Source organism: Alishewanella tabrizica (assembly GCF_014652375.1).
Classification (GTDB): domain Bacteria; phylum Pseudomonadota; class Gammaproteobacteria; order Enterobacterales; family Alteromonadaceae; genus Alishewanella; species Alishewanella tabrizica.
This window is the reverse complement of record NZ_BMYR01000001.1, coordinates 183,112-201,571: the sequence shown is the minus strand read 5'-3', so window position 1 is coordinate 201,571 and position 18,460 is coordinate 183,112. Positions and strand designations below refer to the sequence as shown.

Annotated in this window: 15 protein-coding genes; 8 read left to right on the top strand and 7 right to left on the bottom strand. The window is 46.9% G+C overall.

The annotated features are described in order from the left end of the window. Position 1: 1 nt before the first annotated feature. The 6 genes from IE070_RS00920 (at position 2) to IE070_RS00895 (ending at position 8,868) form a co-directional block, all read left to right on the top strand. Complete coding sequence (locus IE070_RS00920) at positions 2 to 1,996, top strand: SUMF1/EgtB/PvdO family nonheme iron enzyme (RefSeq protein ID WP_229796880.1); 1,995 nt, start codon at positions 2 to 4, stop codon at positions 1,994 to 1,996. 151 nt (positions 1,997 to 2,147) lie between these two features. Beyond that, on the top strand, positions 2,148 to 2,918 hold the full coding sequence (locus tag IE070_RS00915) for a MotA/TolQ/ExbB proton channel family protein (RefSeq protein WP_189479518.1): 771 nt from the start codon (positions 2,148 to 2,150) through the stop codon (positions 2,916 to 2,918). 70 nt (positions 2,919 to 2,988) lie between these two features. Then, a complete protein-coding gene (locus IE070_RS00910; RefSeq protein ID WP_229796879.1) occupies positions 2,989 to 4,011 on the top strand; it encodes a VWA domain-containing protein in 1,023 nt (340 codons plus the stop codon). Continuing rightward, entirely contained in the window at positions 4,011 to 4,964 is a 954-nt protein-coding gene (locus IE070_RS00905; protein WP_189479514.1) for a vWA domain-containing protein, read from the top strand. The genes IE070_RS00910 and IE070_RS00905 overlap by 1 nt, the downstream gene beginning before the upstream one ends. A gap of 192 nt (positions 4,965 to 5,156) precedes the next feature. Continuing rightward, on the top strand, positions 5,157 to 7,694 hold the full coding sequence (locus IE070_RS00900; protein ID WP_189479512.1) for a zinc-dependent metalloprotease: 2,538 nt from the start codon (positions 5,157 to 5,159) through the stop codon (positions 7,692 to 7,694). A gap of 283 nt (positions 7,695 to 7,977) precedes the next feature. Beyond that, complete coding sequence (locus tag IE070_RS00895; RefSeq protein ID WP_189479509.1) at positions 7,978 to 8,868, top strand: tRNA/rRNA methyltransferase; 891 nt, start codon at positions 7,978 to 7,980, stop codon at positions 8,866 to 8,868. Between the two features lie 24 nt (positions 8,869 to 8,892). On the opposite strand, the gene IE070_RS00890 is transcribed toward IE070_RS00895, so the two are convergent. The 7 genes from IE070_RS00890 to metK all read right to left on the bottom strand — a co-directional run bounded on the left by IE070_RS00890 (position 8,893) and on the right by metK (position 14,898). Then, positions 8,893 to 9,186, bottom strand: a complete 294-nt coding sequence (locus IE070_RS00890; RefSeq protein ID WP_189479507.1) for a DUF1653 domain-containing protein — start codon at positions 9,184 to 9,186, stop codon at positions 8,893 to 8,895. Continuing rightward, entirely contained in the window at positions 9,170 to 9,589 is a 420-nt protein-coding gene (ruvX, locus tag IE070_RS00885) for a Holliday junction resolvase RuvX (RefSeq protein WP_189479505.1), read from the bottom strand. The genes IE070_RS00890 and ruvX overlap by 17 nt, the downstream gene beginning before the upstream one ends. Continuing rightward, positions 9,589 to 10,146 (bottom strand): YqgE/AlgH family protein, encoded by a 558-nt coding sequence (locus IE070_RS00880; RefSeq protein ID WP_189479503.1) that lies wholly within the window; start codon positions 10,144 to 10,146, stop codon positions 9,589 to 9,591. Before IE070_RS00880 ends, ruvX begins: the two co-directional genes overlap by 1 nt. 42 nt (positions 10,147 to 10,188) lie before the next feature. Next, on the bottom strand, positions 10,189 to 11,145 hold the full coding sequence (gene gshB / locus IE070_RS00875) for a glutathione synthase (protein ID WP_189479500.1): 957 nt from the start codon (positions 11,143 to 11,145) through the stop codon (positions 10,189 to 10,191). Between the two features lie 8 nt (positions 11,146 to 11,153). Continuing rightward, the gene (rsmE, locus tag IE070_RS00870) at positions 11,154 to 11,882 is read right to left on the bottom strand and encodes a 16S rRNA (uracil(1498)-N(3))-methyltransferase (RefSeq protein WP_189479498.1); all 729 of its coding nucleotides are present in this window, start codon (positions 11,880 to 11,882) and stop codon (positions 11,154 to 11,156) included. Positions 11,883 to 11,982: 100 nt separating this feature from the next. Beyond that, the gene (locus IE070_RS00865; RefSeq protein WP_189479496.1) at positions 11,983 to 13,563 is read right to left on the bottom strand and encodes an AbgT family transporter; all 1,581 of its coding nucleotides are present in this window, start codon (positions 13,561 to 13,563) and stop codon (positions 11,983 to 11,985) included. A 186-nt stretch (positions 13,564 to 13,749) separates the two neighbouring features. After that, entirely contained in the window at positions 13,750 to 14,898 is a 1,149-nt protein-coding gene (metK, locus tag IE070_RS00860) for a methionine adenosyltransferase (RefSeq protein ID WP_189479494.1), read from the bottom strand. Between the two features lie 493 nt (positions 14,899 to 15,391). On the opposite strand from metK, the gene tkt reads away from it, so the two are divergent. Beyond that, on the top strand, positions 15,392 to 17,389 hold the full coding sequence (tkt, locus tag IE070_RS00855) for a transketolase (RefSeq protein ID WP_189479492.1): 1,998 nt from the start codon (positions 15,392 to 15,394) through the stop codon (positions 17,387 to 17,389). 48 nt (positions 17,390 to 17,437) lie between these two features. Beyond that, positions 17,438 to 18,445 (top strand): erythrose-4-phosphate dehydrogenase, encoded by a 1,008-nt coding sequence (gene epd / locus IE070_RS00850; protein ID WP_189479491.1) that lies wholly within the window; start codon positions 17,438 to 17,440, stop codon positions 18,443 to 18,445. Positions 18,446 to 18,460 lie beyond the last annotated feature (15 nt).

Genomic DNA, 18,460 nt, shown 5'->3' with positions numbered 1-18,460 from the left:
AGTGAATCGTATTGATGAAGCTATTTATGCGGAACAACGCAAGCGTAAGTGGGTGGTGCTGGGTTCCGCCAGCGTATTATCAATCGTCTTGTGCGGTTATCTTGCGTGGTTATTTTTGTTAAAAGGGTTTACGGTACAGGTATTACCTGCGGAGGCCGCAACAAGTCAGCAATTCTCAGTAGAACAAGGCGCTGGCTTTTTTATTGATAATACGTTTTATTTGCTGGGTGCAGAGGCGCAAATACGGATCAGTGCCCACAAATATGCAGCAAAAACGCTGACTGTAGTGGCCACACAAGATAGTCAGATCAGTGTGACGTTAGATCCTATGCCCGCGAGTGTAGATTTCGTTACCGCCCCCACGCTGGATGACATAAATTGGCATGTTAATGGCCAATTAATCGCACAAGCGGCGCGCTTTCAGGCGCCTTTTGCACCTGGTCGTTATGAGATTACTGCCGAACATCCGTTTTATCAGCCGAACAGTGTCAGCGTATCGCTGCTCGCTGGCGATGCGATCCAACAAACGCTTTCTTTAACACCTGTCGCGGGGCAATTGCAGTTAAGCTCTCGTCCATCAGGTGCGCTGATCAGTGTAAATGGCGCATCGGTAGGGCAAACACCACTTACGTTATCACAATCGGGTGGCGCCTATGCCGTTACCATTACGCTTGCCGGTTATGAGCCTGTAACCGAAACCATTACACTGAGCTATCAGCAACCACTACAGCAACGTGATTACTTTTTACGCCCCGAGCAGGCTACCCTACAGCTGCAACTCAGTCCTAGCGATGGTATTTTATTGGTTAACGGTCAACCTGTTACGCCAACCACGCAGCAAACGGTGCGTGTAGAGGCTGGTAAAGCCCATACATTACGCTATGAAAAAGCCGGCTACCTTTCACAAAGTCAGCGTGTTCAGCTCAACGCTGGGCAGCAGCAAACCCTTACCTTTGCGTTAACGGCTGAGTTTGGGGAAGTACAGTTTAGCAGTAACGAAGTCGCCGAGGTATGGATCAATGGGCAACGGCAGGGACAAACACCCATAACGTTATCGCTACCGTCGATAGCACAGCAAGTAGAGTTTCGAAAAGCCGGCTATCGGACTGTGCAGCGCACCGTGACACCAAGCGCACGGCAAGCACAACGGGTGCGTGCTGAATTGAAAACCGAATTTGCTGCGCGTCGGGCTGAGGGACAAGCGTTATTCTCCGCTAGCATAGGCATCCAATTTATTGCGGTACAGCCTAAGCCGTTTACGATGGGATCTCCGCCAAACGAGACCGATCGTGGCCGAAATGAGCATGCGATTCCCGTCAGTTTTAGCCGTAATATTTTGGTGTCAGCTCACGAAATTACGGAGGCGCAGTATGCCGCTTTTCAAGGAGGTAGCTCTGCATCGACATTACCTGTTACCCAGGTTTCCTGGCTTGATGCGGTTAAATTCTGCAATTGGCTAAGCGAGCAAGAGGGGTTAGAACCATTTTACACCGTGCAGGGTAACCGTGTAAATGGGATCCGTGCCAACAGTACAGGCTACCGTTTATTAACCGAAGCGGAGTGGGAATTTATCGCCAAGCACAATCGACGTGCCGCGCGCACCACCTATGTTTGGGGCAACGAAGAGCGGTTACGAACGCAACAAGGTAATTTTGCCGATTCCGCGTTACAAGGGCAACAGCCATTCTTCTTTCGAGATTACCAAGATGGTTTTGCGGGTAAAGCGCCCGTGGGCAGCTTTAAAGCGGAGCGCGCAGGGTTTTTTGATTTAGATGGCAATGTGCGGGAATGGGTACACGATAGCTACACACTCAGCGTGCCCAATACCACCGACGTACAGCAAGATTACGTTGGACCAGCACAGAATGGACAAAGCCATGTTGTTAAAGGTGCATCCTTTAAATCCGGCCGTTTAAAAGAATTACGAGCAAGTATCCGAGCAGAAGGCAATGCGCCTGCTGACGATATTGGCTTTCGTATTGCGCGTTATGAATAGAACTGTTGTTAAAGGAGCCTTAACGATGTCAAAACGAAAACTACTCCTGGCTGTGCTGTTATTAACGCTAGCCGGTTCAGCCACCGCCTACTTTGTGTCATTAGATGCTCCCCAAGATTTCCCCATTAGTATTTAACGGTAGGACCTGCCAATGAATAAAGCGACTAGCGCTACCATGAATCCCAATTTGCTGACGAGTTTGCTGGTGCTGCTAGCAAGCTTTACGGTGGTACACCTTGTTTACGAGGGGCTGATCCGTCCTGCAGCCAGTGTGGTTGTCGCTGCAGCCGGCAGCAGTAGCTTATTTTCGATTTGGGTGATCTTAAAAGATATGGAACAGCAGATTTGTTTCTCGCTGTTATTTTTCTGCTTATTTTTAATGGGCTATAAATTGTGGCGTTTAGTGGAAGAAGAAACACTTTATACCCGTGATTTTTTAAAAGAGTATGACAAAAGCCAACCTTTAGATGTTGCGCAAGCATTGTCTGATTTAGAGTCCTCTAGTTATCGCGAAAACCCTGCTATGGCGACGTGGATAAACTGTATCCGTCGTTTCAAAAACACCCAAAATGTACAACACGCAGCCGATGCTATTGCTTCCTCGGTTGATAATGTTGCGGCACAGTTAGAAAGTGGCAATAACATGATCCGCTATATTATTTGGGCCATTCCAAGTATCGGTTTTGTGGGCACTGTTCGGGGTATTGGTCAGGCCTTGGCACAGGCTGATCAAGCCTTGGCTGGCGACATTGCTGGCATGACAGCCTCGTTGGGCGTAGCTTTTAATTCAACCTTAGTGGCGTTGTTTATTTCGTTGATCCTGATGTTTTTTATGCATCTACTGACCAGCCGTCAAGATACGATGGTACTTAATACGCAGCAATCGTGTGAAAAGCATTTACTTGCTCACCTACACAACTGATACATAACTGAGCGAAGGTTATGAGATCACAACGATGAGACTAAGACGGCGCCCCGAAGATGGATTTAACATGTCCTTTTTGGATGTGATGGCTTGTGGTTTAGGGGCCATTATCCTCATTTTTATTTTGGTAGATTTTCATGCGTTTCAGCCCGAGCCGACAGATGAAACGAATAAGCTACAACAGGAATTAAACGCGGCGGCACACCAGCGTGAGCAACTGCAAAAAGCGATTGATGAGCTAAATGATAAAATAGCGTTAGAGTCGAGTACCCAGCAAGATTCTCGCAGCTCACAAGCCGATACCAGTAGTACCCAAAGTAAGTTATTGCAGCAAATCTCTACGGAGCTTGCTGTAGTGGCCGATTTAGAAAACCAAATTGCGGCGCTGGCTAAACAACCGGTACCCGATGCGAATATTCAGTTAAGCGGCAGTGGTCAGCAGCGCTATCTTACGGGACTGAAGGTGGAAGGACGTGAAATTGGCATTTTATTAGATAAATCAGCCTCGATGATGGGCGAGAATTTACTCGATATTTTGCGTTTTATGGCGTTGTCAGATGCGCAAAAAGTGTCACAGCCTAAATGGCAACGCACGCGGCGAACTGCCCAATGGCTGCTGGCGCGTGCACCGCAGGAGTCTAACATCACACTGGTTGCTTTTTCAGAGGATGCCATCGTATTAGGTAATCGGCCAGCGAGTTCGCCTAAGGTCACAGACTCGATGCGTGCAATGGTCAGAGATGTTGGAAAGTTGGTTCCTCAGGGTGGCACTAATTTGCAAGTGGGTTTACAAAAACTCCGTGAAGTGCATCCTAATGTCACTGATGTGTATATCATTACAGATGGTTTGCCCACCTTGGGCGATGGCTTGGGGGCGCGTTGTCGTGGTGTTTTAACCAGTAAAAAAACCATTTCTTCGCAGTGTCGCCAAGAATTACTGATTGAAACAGTGAAGCGCGCCGGACAAGGTTTTCGGGTTCATGTAATTTTGCTGCCACTTGAAGGCGATCCTTATGCCTCGTCCATGTACTGGAGCTGGACGCAAGTCACCGGTGGTACCTTTTTAGCGCCTGCTGGGGAGTGGCCTTAATGCGACGCATCAAACGTGCTCCGATAGAGATTTTTAATCTGGCCTTTTTAGACATCATTTCCTGTGCCTTTGGGGCGGTGGTGCTATTAGTGTTACTGGCAAAAAATGGCGAAACAGATACCCAAGCTGGGCCAAATAATCTCAGTGTCCTCGTTGATGAGGTGCTGGCTGCGCAGCTGAATGTTGAATTATTAAAAGGGGCCTTATCGGATAAGCAGCAAGCGCTGGCGAATGCACAAGCCCGCTCAGCCTCGGTTACCGAACAGTTAAAGGCGTTAGAATCTTCTGTTCCCCGCGCGCAGCAAACTTTACAACAATTGCAGGATCAGGCCAGTACATTGCGCAATGAACTCCGGCAAGCTACCGCCATGTTAAACGTTCCCACGTCAACGGATAAACCCAGTGCCGAGGTCGGAGGCATCCCAACCGATGCTGAGTATGTGGTGTTTGTCATTGATAATTCGGGCTCAATGGTGTCGGGGGCAAAATGGAGTCAGGTCATCTCGGTCGTGAACGACATTCTCACTAATCATCCGCAAATGAAAGGGTTTCAGATCATGGCCGCTGATGGTAGTTTTTTATACCCTGGCCAAGAGGGGCAATGGTTAACCGACTCTAACACAATGCGCCAACGCGCCATGGATCGTATGAAGCGTTTTACGGGCGGTGGTAGCGCCCCCGAGGTTGGCATTTTAAGAGCGCTGGATTTGTACAGTAAAACCCGAGGTAAGGTGAGTTTGTATGTCTTTGGTGACGATTATCGCCACGCCGATTTGGATCGTATTGTCACCGACATCACCCAACAAAATACTGATCCCAAAGGACAGCCGCGGTTTCGGATCCATGGTATTGGTTTTTATCGCCCGAATGGTGGTGATGCAGCGCAGTTTGCGGCCTTTATGCAAGCCGTTTCAAAACGCAATCGTGGTGCCTTTGTCGGTTTAGCGTTTTAAGCCCGAATTTCACGGCGGGTGCCTGTATGTGAATTAGTCGTAAATAGCTGCAACTTTGTCTGATTAGGCTTGACGCCATCTCAGCAGACAGCGACTTTACACATGCCAATGCTCTGCCTGCGTCAGGGTAAAGCCTGCGCGAACAACACCTTGTGTCCAACACCGCCTATCAATAAGAATAAGAGTACAACGATGAAAAAAACCTTAGTCACACTCGCGATTTCTCTCGCCCTAGCTACAACATTCCCGCTGATGGCTGAAGAAAAAACCGCCGCCGCAACGCCTAAAGCCAAAGAGCAAACGTTTAGCAGTTTAATTGCAAATAAAAAAGCAATTTCTGGTTTGTTCACTATTTACTTGGATGAAAAAACCGGTGAAAACTTACTCGTGATCACCGAAGCACAATTAAATAAACCCTTTTTGTATTTTGCACAAACGCTTGATGGTGTAACAGAAGCTGGGCATTTTCGGGGTGCCTATCGAGAGACAAAGCTGATTGAATTTCGTCGTTATTTTGACCGAATCGATGTAATTAGCAAAACACCGCGTTTTTACTTTGATGAAAACAGTGCCATCTCGCGGGCGGCAGAAGCCAATATCAGCGAAGCGGTGCTGGCTAGCATTAAAATTGAAAAACAAGAGCAAGATAAACTGTTACTTAAGGCCGATAAACTTCTGCTAAGCGAAGATTTACACAAGATTTCCCCCTGGGCGAATCCAAATGATCCTAATGCAAAAAATCGGTTTAATTTAGGAAAATTAGACGAGAAGAAATCACGCATTGTGCAACATCGCCCCTATCCTGAGAATTTAGATGTGGTGGTAGATTATGTGTTTGCTGATGCCAATCCGGGCGTTCGAGGGGGTAATGCACTAAGTGATCCTCGCTCGGTGTCCATTAAAGTCCAGCACTCCTTTATTGCTTTGCCCGAGAATAACTTCCAGCCGCGTTTTGATGATGCTCGGGTAGGGTATTTTACCACCCAAGTGGATGATATGACCTCCGCTGATTGGGCACCGTTTCGCGATGTGATCCATCGTTGGGATTTACAGAAAAAAGATCCCTCTGCCGCCATATCTGAGCCGGTAAAACCGATTGTTTGGTGGATAGAGAACACGACACCGGTTGAATGGCGAGACACCGTGGCGGCGGGGGTGCTGGCGTGGAACAGTGCCTTCGAAAAAGCCGGTTTTAAAAATGCCATTGAAGTACGTATTCAACCCGATGATGCCGATTGGGACGCGGGCGACATCAATTACAATGTGTTACGTTGGACTTCTTCACCCACCCCTCCGTTTGGTGGTTATGGCCCGTCGCTGGCCAATCCGCTGACAGGCGAAATTTTGGGTGCCGATATTATGCTCGAATACGTTTTTATGAAGAACCGTTGGATTTTTGATCAGCTGTATACCGATGGCGCATCTAACGTTTTAGCTGAAACTCAGGGGCATGTGCATGCCAATGGCGTACTGTGTTCGGCAGGGCATCAATTACAACAAAGCCTTATCTTTGCGGGTGCACTTGGCACGGGTATGGGGATTGATAATAACGAAATTTTACGCCAAGGTTTAATGGAGCTGGTGTTGCATGAAGTTGGGCATACGTTGGGTTTAAACCACAATATGCGTGCGTCTAATTTATGGAATGCACAAGAGGTGCATGATAAAACCAAAACACAGGGTATTCTTACCGGATCGGTCATGGACTATACGCCAGCCAATATTGCGCCTGTAGGTAAAGCGCAAGGCGATATTTTTCAAACCAAGCCAGGGCCTTATGATGATTGGGCAATCACGTTTGGATACAGTCCTGCGCTTGCCGATCCTGCGGCAGAACAAGCGCGTTTAGAGACTATTTTAGCGCGTTCAGTAGAACCTGCTCTGGCATTTGGTAATGATGCCGATGATATGCGCTCGCCTGGCCGACACATAGATCCACGTGTGATGATTGGCGATATGTCATCCGATCCGGTGGCTTATGCGGCTGATCGTCTGCAACTTATTGAGCAGTTATTTGGACAGCTAAGCAATACAGCCTTAACCGATGGTCAGTCATATCAGCGTTTATTAACATCGGCCAATATTTTATTTGGTCAATATCGTAGCCAAGCGGATGTGGTATCACGGCAAATTGGCGGTGTTTATGTTGAGCGTGATGTAGTGGGTGCGCCAACAGATCGCAAACCGCTGACACCGGTACCGTTAGCACAGCAAAAAGCGGCCATGAAACTGTTAACTGACAAGGTGTTTGCGCCCGATGTGTTGCAGAGTATGCAGCCACTGTACAACAAATTGTTGCCACAGCGCCGGGGGTTTAGCCACTATGGCCGTAATCTGGATCCGAAAGCGCATGAGATGATTTTAAGCATGCAGCAATCGGTCTTAAATCAGTTATTACACAAAGCGGTTTTACAGCGTATTTCTGATTCAGCGCTGTATGGCAACCAATACAGCCTAACCAGCTTTATGAAGGATTTAACCGACAGTATCTTTGTCGATAGCCGTAATGCCAGCTCACAAAGCCATAATTTACAGGTCGAGTATGTCAAACGCTTGATCGGTATTGCCGGTTTAGAGAAAGCCAGTGAGTACGATAATTTAGCCAAAGCAGCGGCCTTGTTACAATTGAACACGATTCAAGGTAGCAAACTGCCACGCGGCGCGGATGATGCTGCGAAAGCTCAAAAAGCGCTGATTGATCTGATGATCAGTAAAGCGTTACAAGCGTAAGCTATATCTTTACCAGACAGCAGGATTTGATGTTCCTGCTGTTTGGTAACCGCTAACCCATCCGATCACTTAATTCTTTTCACCATAAGGCGCATTATTTTGTTAATGCCGCATTTACTTTTTAGCACTTTAAGTGCTTGGCTCTTCTCTGTTGTGTGGATTATTGATTGTAAAACCGTCTAGGTGTGCTTATTCACCCTGGAAAATACAAGTATTGTGGCACGCATGCTGCTAAAATTCTGTCTAACTCGATTGTCGTTGTCAGCTATTTATAGGAAACCTCATGTCGCAACACCGCAGCAAACCCAGCCAGGGTGCTAACACGTTAATTAAACCGTGGTCAAAAACGGAAAAAAATGCTTCGCCACAAGGCAACCGTAACGCGGTAGCAGCAAAAAAATCATCTGGCCGAGAAGGTGCGACAAAACAAGTAAAATCGATACATGATGACGAAGGCAAAGTTTACGGTGAAAATGCCTGTCGAGTGCTGTTTACGCAAAGACCGGACGCCATAGTGCGGCTTTATGTCTCTGAAAAGATAGCACCAAAATTTGCCGATGTGATGAAGCATTTGGCTGTGGCTAAAAAAGCCTATCATATTGTTGACGAGGCAGAGCTTGAGAAAGTGGCCGCCAGTCAACATCACGGTGGCATTGTACTCCTTGTTAAACGCAAACCCCTTATTACGCTTGCCCATTATTTAAGCCAAAAAAGCCGTAAACGTGATTGTTTATTGGCCTTAGATGGGGTGTCGAATCCACATAACTTGGGCGCGATTGCCCGTACGTGCGCTCATTTTGGTGTAACCGGCGTGATTATGCGTGAGCCACAGTTATTGCACTCAGGAGCCTCGCTGCGCACGGCTGAGGGCGGGGGGGAATTTGTTGAAGCCTTAAAGTGTGATGATATGCCATTGGCGCTGCGTTTATGTAAAGAGGCCGGCTATTCGTTGGTAACCACCTCTAGTCATGGCGGAACGTCTTTGTACCAAACGGCTTTACCAGAGAAAGTGGTGATTGTATTTGGAGAAGAAATGTTTGGGGTGTCTAAAAACGTGGCTAAGGCCGCTGATATAGCGTTACAAATTCCGGGGACGGGCAACGTAGAATCACTGAATGTGAGTGTCGCAGCGAGCTTAATTTTGGGCGAATGGTATCGCCAACGTCAGGGCTAGCGCACGACACAGCCGTTTGCCTTATTACATTTGCCCAGTTGCATCACTGGGCAATTCTGACGCTTTGTCATCCAGTTCTGCGGGTAATGCCGCGCTTAAAAATTGAAAACGCGGGATCTCTTCACCTGCAATCAGTACATTTTCCGAAAACATGCCTGCTGGACGGGCCCATAAACCATAATCACCATACAACGCGCGGTAAATAACCAACCATTCCAAGGTTTCGCTGTGTTGTGCCAAGGCCGTTACCTGATAATAGCGGCCTTTATAATGTTGATAATAGCCTAATTCGATGGTGGGCTTAGCTGCGTTGTTCATACCAGCCCTCAAAGATAATTTGTGCTGATAGGCTATCGACTTTATCTTTGCTTAAGTTGCGATAGCCGCCTTCAGCAAACAAGCGGCTGCGGGCATCTGCAGTCGACAAGCGTTCATCATGTAAGGTTACTGGTAGGCCAAAGCGACCATGTAAACGGTTAGCAAATTTACGGGTACGCACCGTAAATTCTTGTTCGCTGCCATCCATATTCAGTGGTAAGCCTATTAACAGCAATTGCGGTTGCCATTCTTTAATCAGCCGTTCTATTTGTTCCCATTCGGGAATGCCATCGCGGGCTTTCAAAGCGGGTAAGAGGGTAGCGCTGCCGGTTAACTCCGAGCCAACGGCTACCCCAATACTTTTGGTGCCATAATCAAAACTTAAAATGGTACGATGTTGCATTACGCGTGGCCAGCCTCGTTAGTTAATTGCCAGGGTTTTATTCCAATAGTAGCGGTGGCGGATTGCCATTTCTCGGCATGAGTAAGATCAAAAATAATATGGTTCTCGGCAGGGATCACAAGCCAGCTGTTATCAATAATTTCTTGTTCCAGTTGTCCTGCGGTCCAGCCAGCATAACCTAAAGCCAAAATAAACTTATCTGGGGCGCGGTCGGTGGTCAGATCAATCAGAATATCTTTAGAGGTAGTGACCATTAAACCATTTTCTAAATCCATACTGCTGTGGTAACCGGCTTTAGCGGTATGTAGCACAAAACCCCGATCGCTCTGTACTGGGCCACCCGCACAGACATTTCTTCCCGCGACTGGACTCTTGGCATCATAAGCAATTTCAAGTTGTTCGAGTAAATCAGCCACTTTGACATTTAATGGATGATTTACCACTATCCCCATCGCGCCATCAGCATTGTGTTCGCAAACATAGGTGACACTACGTTTAAACATAGGATCATCTAAAGCTGGCATGGCAATAAGAAAATGATTTTGAAATCCTTGCATACAACCTCCGCTACAAACATGTGATGAAAAAGGAAAAAACGTTTAACGAGTGGCTAAACGCTGTTCTATGGCATCAAACAACATCCCCGTAATACTGACTGGAAAGGCCGCTTCAATTTCTCGAATACAGGTGGGACTGGTTACATTAATTTCGGTTAGCTTATCGCCGATAACATCTAAGCCAACAAAAATAAGCCCTTTGGCTTTTAACGTCGGCCCAATAGCGCGGGCAATAGCCCAATCAGAATCAGACAATGGGCGTGCTTCACCACGGCCACCGGCGGCCAAATTACCGCGCGTTTCGCCCGAGGCAGGGATCCGTGCTAAGCAGTATGGCACAGGTTCGCCATCAACCACTAAAATACGTTTATCGCCATCTTTTATTTCAGGAATAAAACGCTGCGCCATAGCATAACGTTGGCCATGCTCTGTTAATGTTTCAATGATCACACTTACATTAGCATCATCAGGTTTTAATCGAAAAATAGACGCGCCGCCCATACCATCAAGCGGTTTTAAAATAACGTCGCGCTCTTGTTGATAAAACGCTTTTAGCCGACCTGGATCGCGGCTAACCAAGGTTTTTGGTGTGTATTGGCTAAACCAACTGGTGTACAGTTTTTCATTGGCATCACGTAAACTTTGCGGTTTATTGATAATCAAGGTGCCAGCATCTTCAGCCCGTTCTAGCATATAGGTCGCATAGATATATTCCGTGTCAAACGGCGGATCTTTGCGCATTAAAATTACCTGTAAATCACTTAAGGCAATATCTTGTTCGGTATCAAATTGATACCAGCTTTGGTAATCGTGCCGAACCTTTAGAATTTTGCTACGAGCACGAGCCTCTCCTTGCAATAAATACAGATCAGCCATTTCCATATAATGAATTTCGTAACCACGTTCTTGCGCTTGTAACAGCATGGCAAAGCTGGAATCTTTTTTGATGTTTATCTGGCTGATGGGATCCATCACAATCCCAAGTTTAATGGTGCTCATTGTTATCCTTAGGCAAGATCGCCAAATTGCAGTTGTAGGGCACTTATTGCGGTTAATGCAGCAGTTTCTGTACGTAGAATACGCGGCCCCAACTGAATGCCGTTAAAGCCTGCCTGCGCGGTAATCGCCACTTCTTGATCGGTAAAGCCGCCTTCGGGACCAATTACCAACCGTATCGCTGTTGCGGGAGTTAACGTCTTAATGGTGGCGCTAGCCCGCGGATCCAAGGTTAAGGCTAAGTCTTTTGTCGGTTGTGCCAGCCAGTCTGTTAAAGTAATGGCCGGGTGCACTGTTGGCACCACACTGCGACCACTTTGTTCACAGGCACTGATAGCAATTTTTTGCCATTGTTCATTACGTTTACTTAAACGATCACCTTCCAGTTTTACACCGCAGCGCTCCGTAAATAAAGGGGTAATTTCTGTCACACCTAACTCTACGGCCTTTTGAATAGCAAAGTCCATTCTATCCCCGCGAGAAATACCTTGGCCCAGATGAATGCGTAGGGGGGATTCCACCGGATTCGCTGTCATATTATCAATACGCACTTGAATCTGTTTTTTGCTCACGTCGGTAATAACTGCGGTGTAGTTATACCCATCACCATTAAACAGTTGCAGCGACTGCTCAGTTTGCATCCGCAACACTCGACCAACGTGGTTAGCGGCATCATCGTCTAAAAACAGATTATCGCCTGTTTGTAGACGCCCGGAGTGATAAATTCGTACAGTACGCATTGGCTGATCACATAAAGAAAAAGATGGATAGTAGCAGTTTTTAGCCGCAGTTGAAAAAGGCCCCGCAGGGCCTAGTAAAAGTATACTCGCGTACACGCTCTTAGCGAGCTGGAATATAATCGTAAGACGCGCCTAAGCCAAGAGGAATATCCAGTGCCCAGAAGCCTAACAAAAAGGCAGTCCACAGCACTAACATGGCGATAGAGTAAGGTAGCATTAGCGCGACTAAGGTACCAATACCGCTGTTTTTCACGTACTTCTGGCAAAATACGACTATTAATGGGAAGTAGGGCAGTAACGGCGTGATGATATTGGTTGAAGAATCGCCCACGCGATAGGCCGCTTGAGTTAAATCAGGTGAAACGCCTAATTCCATTAACATCGGTACCATAATGGCACCAATCAGTGCCCATTTGGCCGATGCAGAGCCAACAACCAAGTTAACAAAACCTGATAAAAACACGATGCCTACTAACGTTAAGGCCAATGGTAAGCCCATGGCTTTTAACGCATTTGCGCCTTTCACTGCCATCAGTACACCAAGGTTAGATTGCGCAAAAGCATACAAGAATAAAGCACAGAAAAATGCCATAACAATATAGTAACCCATGCCACTCATGGCATGGCTCATACCTTTAATCACATCGCGGTGGGTTTTTACTGAGCCAGAAACGTAGCCATAAACAATACCGGGCACCAAGAAGAAGACAAAGATAATGGTAACAATCGACTTCATTAACGGCGCGGCAGCGGTTAATAATGGGCTAACGCCGGGTAACACATCGTCTGGTTTTGCCGCCCAAGGTGTGTTTTCCGGAACAACAATGCTTAATACTAACAAACCCACCACCGCTAACATGGAGAGACCAGCCGCTCTTAAACCACGTAATTCGTTCGGTTTTAAAGCGTCCATACTAACCATTTGTGAGGTATCACCATCAACTTTGGTCGATTTTAAACGCGGCTCAATTACTTTATCCGTTAAAAACCAGCCAATTAACACAATTAAAAACGTGGAAGCAGTGGTAAAAAAGTAATTATTTAATGGATTAACGGTAACCGTGGGATCTAAGATTTGCGCAGAGGTTTGCGTTAATCCAGCCAGTAAAGGATCTAAGCTTGAGGGTAAGAAAAAGGTTGCCGAGAACCCCCCCGAGACGCCAGCAAAAGCAGCCGCAATACCGGCTAAAGGATGACGTCCAGCGGCATAGAAAATAACGGCACCAAGCGGAACGACTAAGACATACCCCGCATCTACGGCAACGTGGCTTAATACACCCACCGCGATTAACACGGGGGTCAATAACATTCTGGGTGTTACAGAGAGTATTGAGCGTAAACCCGCATTGATAAAGCCGGTATATTCAGCGACGCCTAACCCTAACATGGCCACTAACACAACACCTAGGGGGGGGAACGTCACAAAGGTGTTTACGATGTTGGACGTGAAGTTAGTTAACGCATCGCCTGATAATAAATTAATAATTTGAATGGTTTCGCCCGTTCTTGGATTTACTTCGGCGAAACTTACACCTGACAACAACCAAGAGAGTAACCAGACAAACCCCATTAATAGGGCAAATAACACTGCCGGATCTGGTAATTTGTTACCGACGACCTCAATGGTATTGAGCGCGCGATTCATCCAGCCAGTGTTAGTGGCTGCAGTTTGTTCAGACATAACATATCCTTTTTATTTTTTTATTTGTGTACTCGCTATGTTTGCGAGTGACCCTGGAAGGTACAACGTGGTCATAATCATACACAAAACTGTGCCGCAGTTAAGCGGCAATTTGGTATTACTGCCAAATTAAAATAACAAAAAGGAGAGCTTGGCTCTCCTTTTAAGTGATTTTAACTAAACCGCTTATTTTGCGTACTGTCGTAACAGCTCAGCTTTATCCGTTTGCTCCCAAGGGAACTCATCACGGCCAAAGTGGCCATAGGCTGCAGTTGGTAGATAAATTGGACGCTCTAACTTCAACATTTCGATTAAACCATATGGGCGCAAATCGAAGTGCTCACGAACTAATTTAATTAACTCATCTTCAGACAGCTTGCTGGTACCAAAGGTTTCCAAGCTGATTGACGTTGGCTCTGCCACACCAATAGCATAAGACACTTGTAGCTCACAACGTTCTGCTAAGCCTGCAGCCACGATGTTTTTCGCAACATAGCGTGCGGCATAGGCGGCTGAACGGTCAACTTTTGATGGATCTTTACCCGAGAAAGCACCGCCACCATGACGCGCCATGCCACCATAGCTATCTACGATAATTTTGCGGCCCGTTAACCCGCAATCACCCATAGGACCGCCGATGACGAAACGGCCGGTTGGGTTGATAAAATATTTCGTTTTGCTCGTTAGCCACTCAGCGGGTAATACTGGCTTAATAATGGTTTCCATTACGGCTTCACGCAGATCGGCTGTGCTGATAGTATCGCAATGCTGAGTAGATAATACGACTGCATCGATACCTACCGGTTTGCCATCTTCATAGATAAAGCTTAGCTGTGATTTAGCATCGGGGCGTAACCAAGGCAAGGTGCCATCTTTACGCACTTGCGCCTGACGTTGAACTAAACGGTGCGAGTAAGTAATAGGTGCTGGCATTAATACGTCGGTTTCATTACTGGCATAACCGAACATTAAGCCTTGATCGCCTGCGCCTTGCTCACGCGGATCCGCTTTATCAACCCCTTGGTTGATATCTGGTGATTGTTTACCAATGGCGTTTAATACGGCGCAAGAATCGGCATCAAATCCCATATCGGAGTGGGTATAGCCGATTTCGCGAACGGTTTTACGTACCAGCTCTTCAATATCAACCCAGGCTGAGGTAGTCACTTCACCGCCTACTAACACCATACCTGTTTTGACAAAGGTCTCACACGCAACACGCGCCTTGCTGTCTTGCGCTAGAATTGCATCTAGAACTGCATCAGAGATCTGGTCAGCAATTTTGTCCGGATGTCCTTCAGAGACTGACTCCGACGTAAATATATGTTGTGCCATCAGTTGTTTTCCACCACATTAGTTAATGCACAAAGCTAAGTATCTCAACGCCATAGACGCAGATACACGAAAGGCACCATTCCAAACAGCATTTGCCAACGCTAACGCGCGTGGGTCTTAACTATGCTGTTCTTACCAAAAGCATCTATTACTAGGATTCTTACGCAACATCCGATACAGAACGGTGCTGTGCAATGCGCTAGGGACGGAATGCTTTTGACTGGCGCCAAAAAAATAGCCGTTAATTTTAGAGAAAAATATTCTGGATTACCAGTAATATTTGCCGCCCAGACGTCTTTAAGTCTGTGTTACAGTGTGCGTTTTACGTTACAGGCTGTGATAAGTTCACTGCGTAATAAAATAAAGCAAGGCGATCCACAATATTAACAATTGCCATCTGGCTTAGGCTGGGTGAAAATAGCGGCAAATCAACGCGCAAACAGATAAAAAACAGTAAATTTTACTATTTCAGCTTTTAATCTCAGGAGTGAACATGCCATCTCGTAAACAACTGGCCAATGCCATTCGTGCCCTTAGCATGGATGCGGTACAACAAGCAAAATCGGGCCATCCAGGCGCCCCTATGGGCATGGCGGATATTGCCGAGGTACTCTGGCGAGATTACCTGAAGCATAATCCAGAAAATCCAAACTGGGCTGACCGAGATCGTTTTGTGTTATCAAACGGCCACGGCTCTATGCTAATTTACTCTTTGCTTCATCTGAGTGGTTATGCGCTAAGCATGGACGATTTAAAGCAGTTCCGTCAATTACACTCCAAAACACCAGGCCACCCTGAATTTGGTTATGCACCAGGTGTAGAAACCACAACTGGGCCATTAGGACAGGGCATTACCAATGCCGTGGGGATGGCGCTTGCCGAAAAAGCCCTAGCAGCACAATTTAACCAGCCGGGTTTTGATCTGATTGATCACTATACCTATGTATTTTTAGGTGATGGCTGCCTTATGGAAGGGATTTCGCACGAAGCCTGTTCTTTAGCGGGCACTCTTGGCTTGGGTAAGCTAATTGCGTTCTGGGATGACAACGGTATTTCGATTGATGGCCATGTTGAAGGATGGTTTACCGACAACACCCCCGCGCGTTTTGAGGCTTATGGCTGGCATGTTGTGGCCAATGTTGATGGTCACGACGCTGACGCTGTAAAAGCGGCAATAGAGCAGGCGAGATCGGTAACCGATAAACCAACACTGATTTGTTGTAAAACAGTTATTGGGTATGGCTCTCCTAATAAAGGTGGCAGTCATGATTGCCATGGCGCACCGTTAGGTGATGTGGAAATTGCTGCTGCCCGTGAATTTTTACAATGGCCTTATGCGCCATTTGAAATCCCTGCCGATATTTATGCTGAATGGGATGCCAAAGCCAGCGGTGCGGTGCGCGAAGCACAGTGGCAAGCATTATTTGCAGCTTATGCTGCTGCACACCCTGAATTAGCGGCAGAGTTTTCGCGCAGAACAGCCGGTGAGTTACCTGCTAACTGGGCCGAGCAAAGCCAAGCTTATATTGAAAAGTTACAAGCAACCCCAGCTACTATAGCGAGTCGCAAAGCTTCACAAAATACCTTAAATGCCTTTGGCCCAATATTGCCTGAGTTTATGGGGGGCTCGGCCGATTTAGCGGGTTCAAACTTAACCATTTGGTCAGGTTCTAAGCCATTAACACACGAAGATGCATCGGGTAATTACGTGTACTACGGTGTGCGTGAATTTGGTATGTCGGCCATTATGAACGGTATTGCGTTGCATGGTGGCTTTGTCCCTTACGGGGCCACCTTCTTAATGTTTGTGGAATATGCGCGCAATGCTGTGCGTATGGCCGCGTTAATGAAACAGCGGGTCATTTTTGTCTATACTCATGATTCTATTGGTTTGGGTGAAGATGGCCCGACACACCAGCCCGTTGAACAATTAGCGAGCTTGCGTGTTACACCAAACTTAATGAACTGGCGGCCTTGTGATCAAGTCGAGTCGGCGGTAGCCTGGCAGCAAGCGATTGAGCGTACTACAGGTCCTAGTACCTTAATCTTCACGCGACAAAATTTAGTGCAGCAAGCACGTGATGCACAGCAATTAGCAGATATTAAACGTGGCGGTTATGTTTTATTAGATAGCGAAGGTGTGCCTGAGTTAATTATTATTGCCACTGGTTCAGAAGTTGAGCTAGCTATGCAGGCTGCAAAACAACTGCACGCTGCAGGTAAAGCGGTTCGTGTGGTCTCGATGCCTTCTACTGATGTCTTTGAACAACAAGATGCCGCGTATCGTGCTGCCGTATTGCCGTCGCACGTCACCAAACGTATTGCCGTAGAAGCGGGTATTACTGATGGATGGTATAAATATGTTGGCTTAGACGGTAAAGTAATTGGCATGACCACCTTTGGTGAATCAGCACCTGCTGAACAGTTATTTGCTTACTTTGGCATCACCACCGAAAAAGTGTTAGAAGCAGCGCACGAGCTGTTAGCGTAATCACCTGTTATAATGGGCTCCCTGTGAGCCCATTTTTTATTGAAGTATATGACAATTAAACTGGCAATAAACGGTTTTGGCCGAATTGGCCGCAATATTTTGCGCGCTATTTATGAAAACGGCTGGCAACAGCAATTACAGGTTGTCGCCATTAATGAGTTAGCCGATGCGCAAGGGGTTGCCCATCTCTTAAAGTATGACAGTTCCCATGGACGTTTTTCACACAAAGTACAGTCTTATCCCGGTGGTTTATCGGTGGCAGGAGATAACATTGCCCTGTTTGCAGAAGCTGATCCGCTGGAATTGCCTTGGGAAGAGTTGGACATTGATATCGTCTTAGAGTGTACGGGGGTTTTTCACACCCGCGAACACGCGCAGTGGCACTTGGATGCTGGCGCCAAGAAAGTATTGTTTTCGCATCCGGCGGCAGCCGATATTGATGCCACGATTATTTTTGGCATTAATCAACATTTACTTACCCAAGGCATGCAAGTGGTGTCTGCGGGTTCCTGTACAACTAATTGTATCGTACCCGTGATTCAAGTGCTGGATCAGCATTTTGGCGTAGAAAGTGGCACTATTACGACCATTCATGCGTCGATGAACGATCAGCAAGTGATTGATGCGTATCATCCTGACTTACGTCGTACTCGGGCAGCGAGTCATTCCATTATCCCAGTGGATACCAAACTCGCGCTGGGTATCGAACGGATCATGCCACATCTTGCAGGGCGCTTTGAAGCCATTGCAGTTAGGGTTCCCACCCTAAATGTTACAGCGATGGATCTTAGTGTCACGCTGCACCAAGATGTGAGTATTCACGATATTAATCGGGTATTGCGTGCGGCCAGTCAGGGCGCGTTAAGCGGCATCTTAGATTATACTGAAGAACCACTTGTTTCGGTTGATTTCAATCACGATCCACATTCTTGTATTGTTGACGGTTCACAAACGCGCGTCAGTCACAAACGGTTAGTGAAATGCTTAGTGTGGTGTGACAACGAATGGGGTTTTGCTAACCGCATGTTAGACACCGCCAGAGTCATGGCACATTAAGCGTTCAAGCGATAT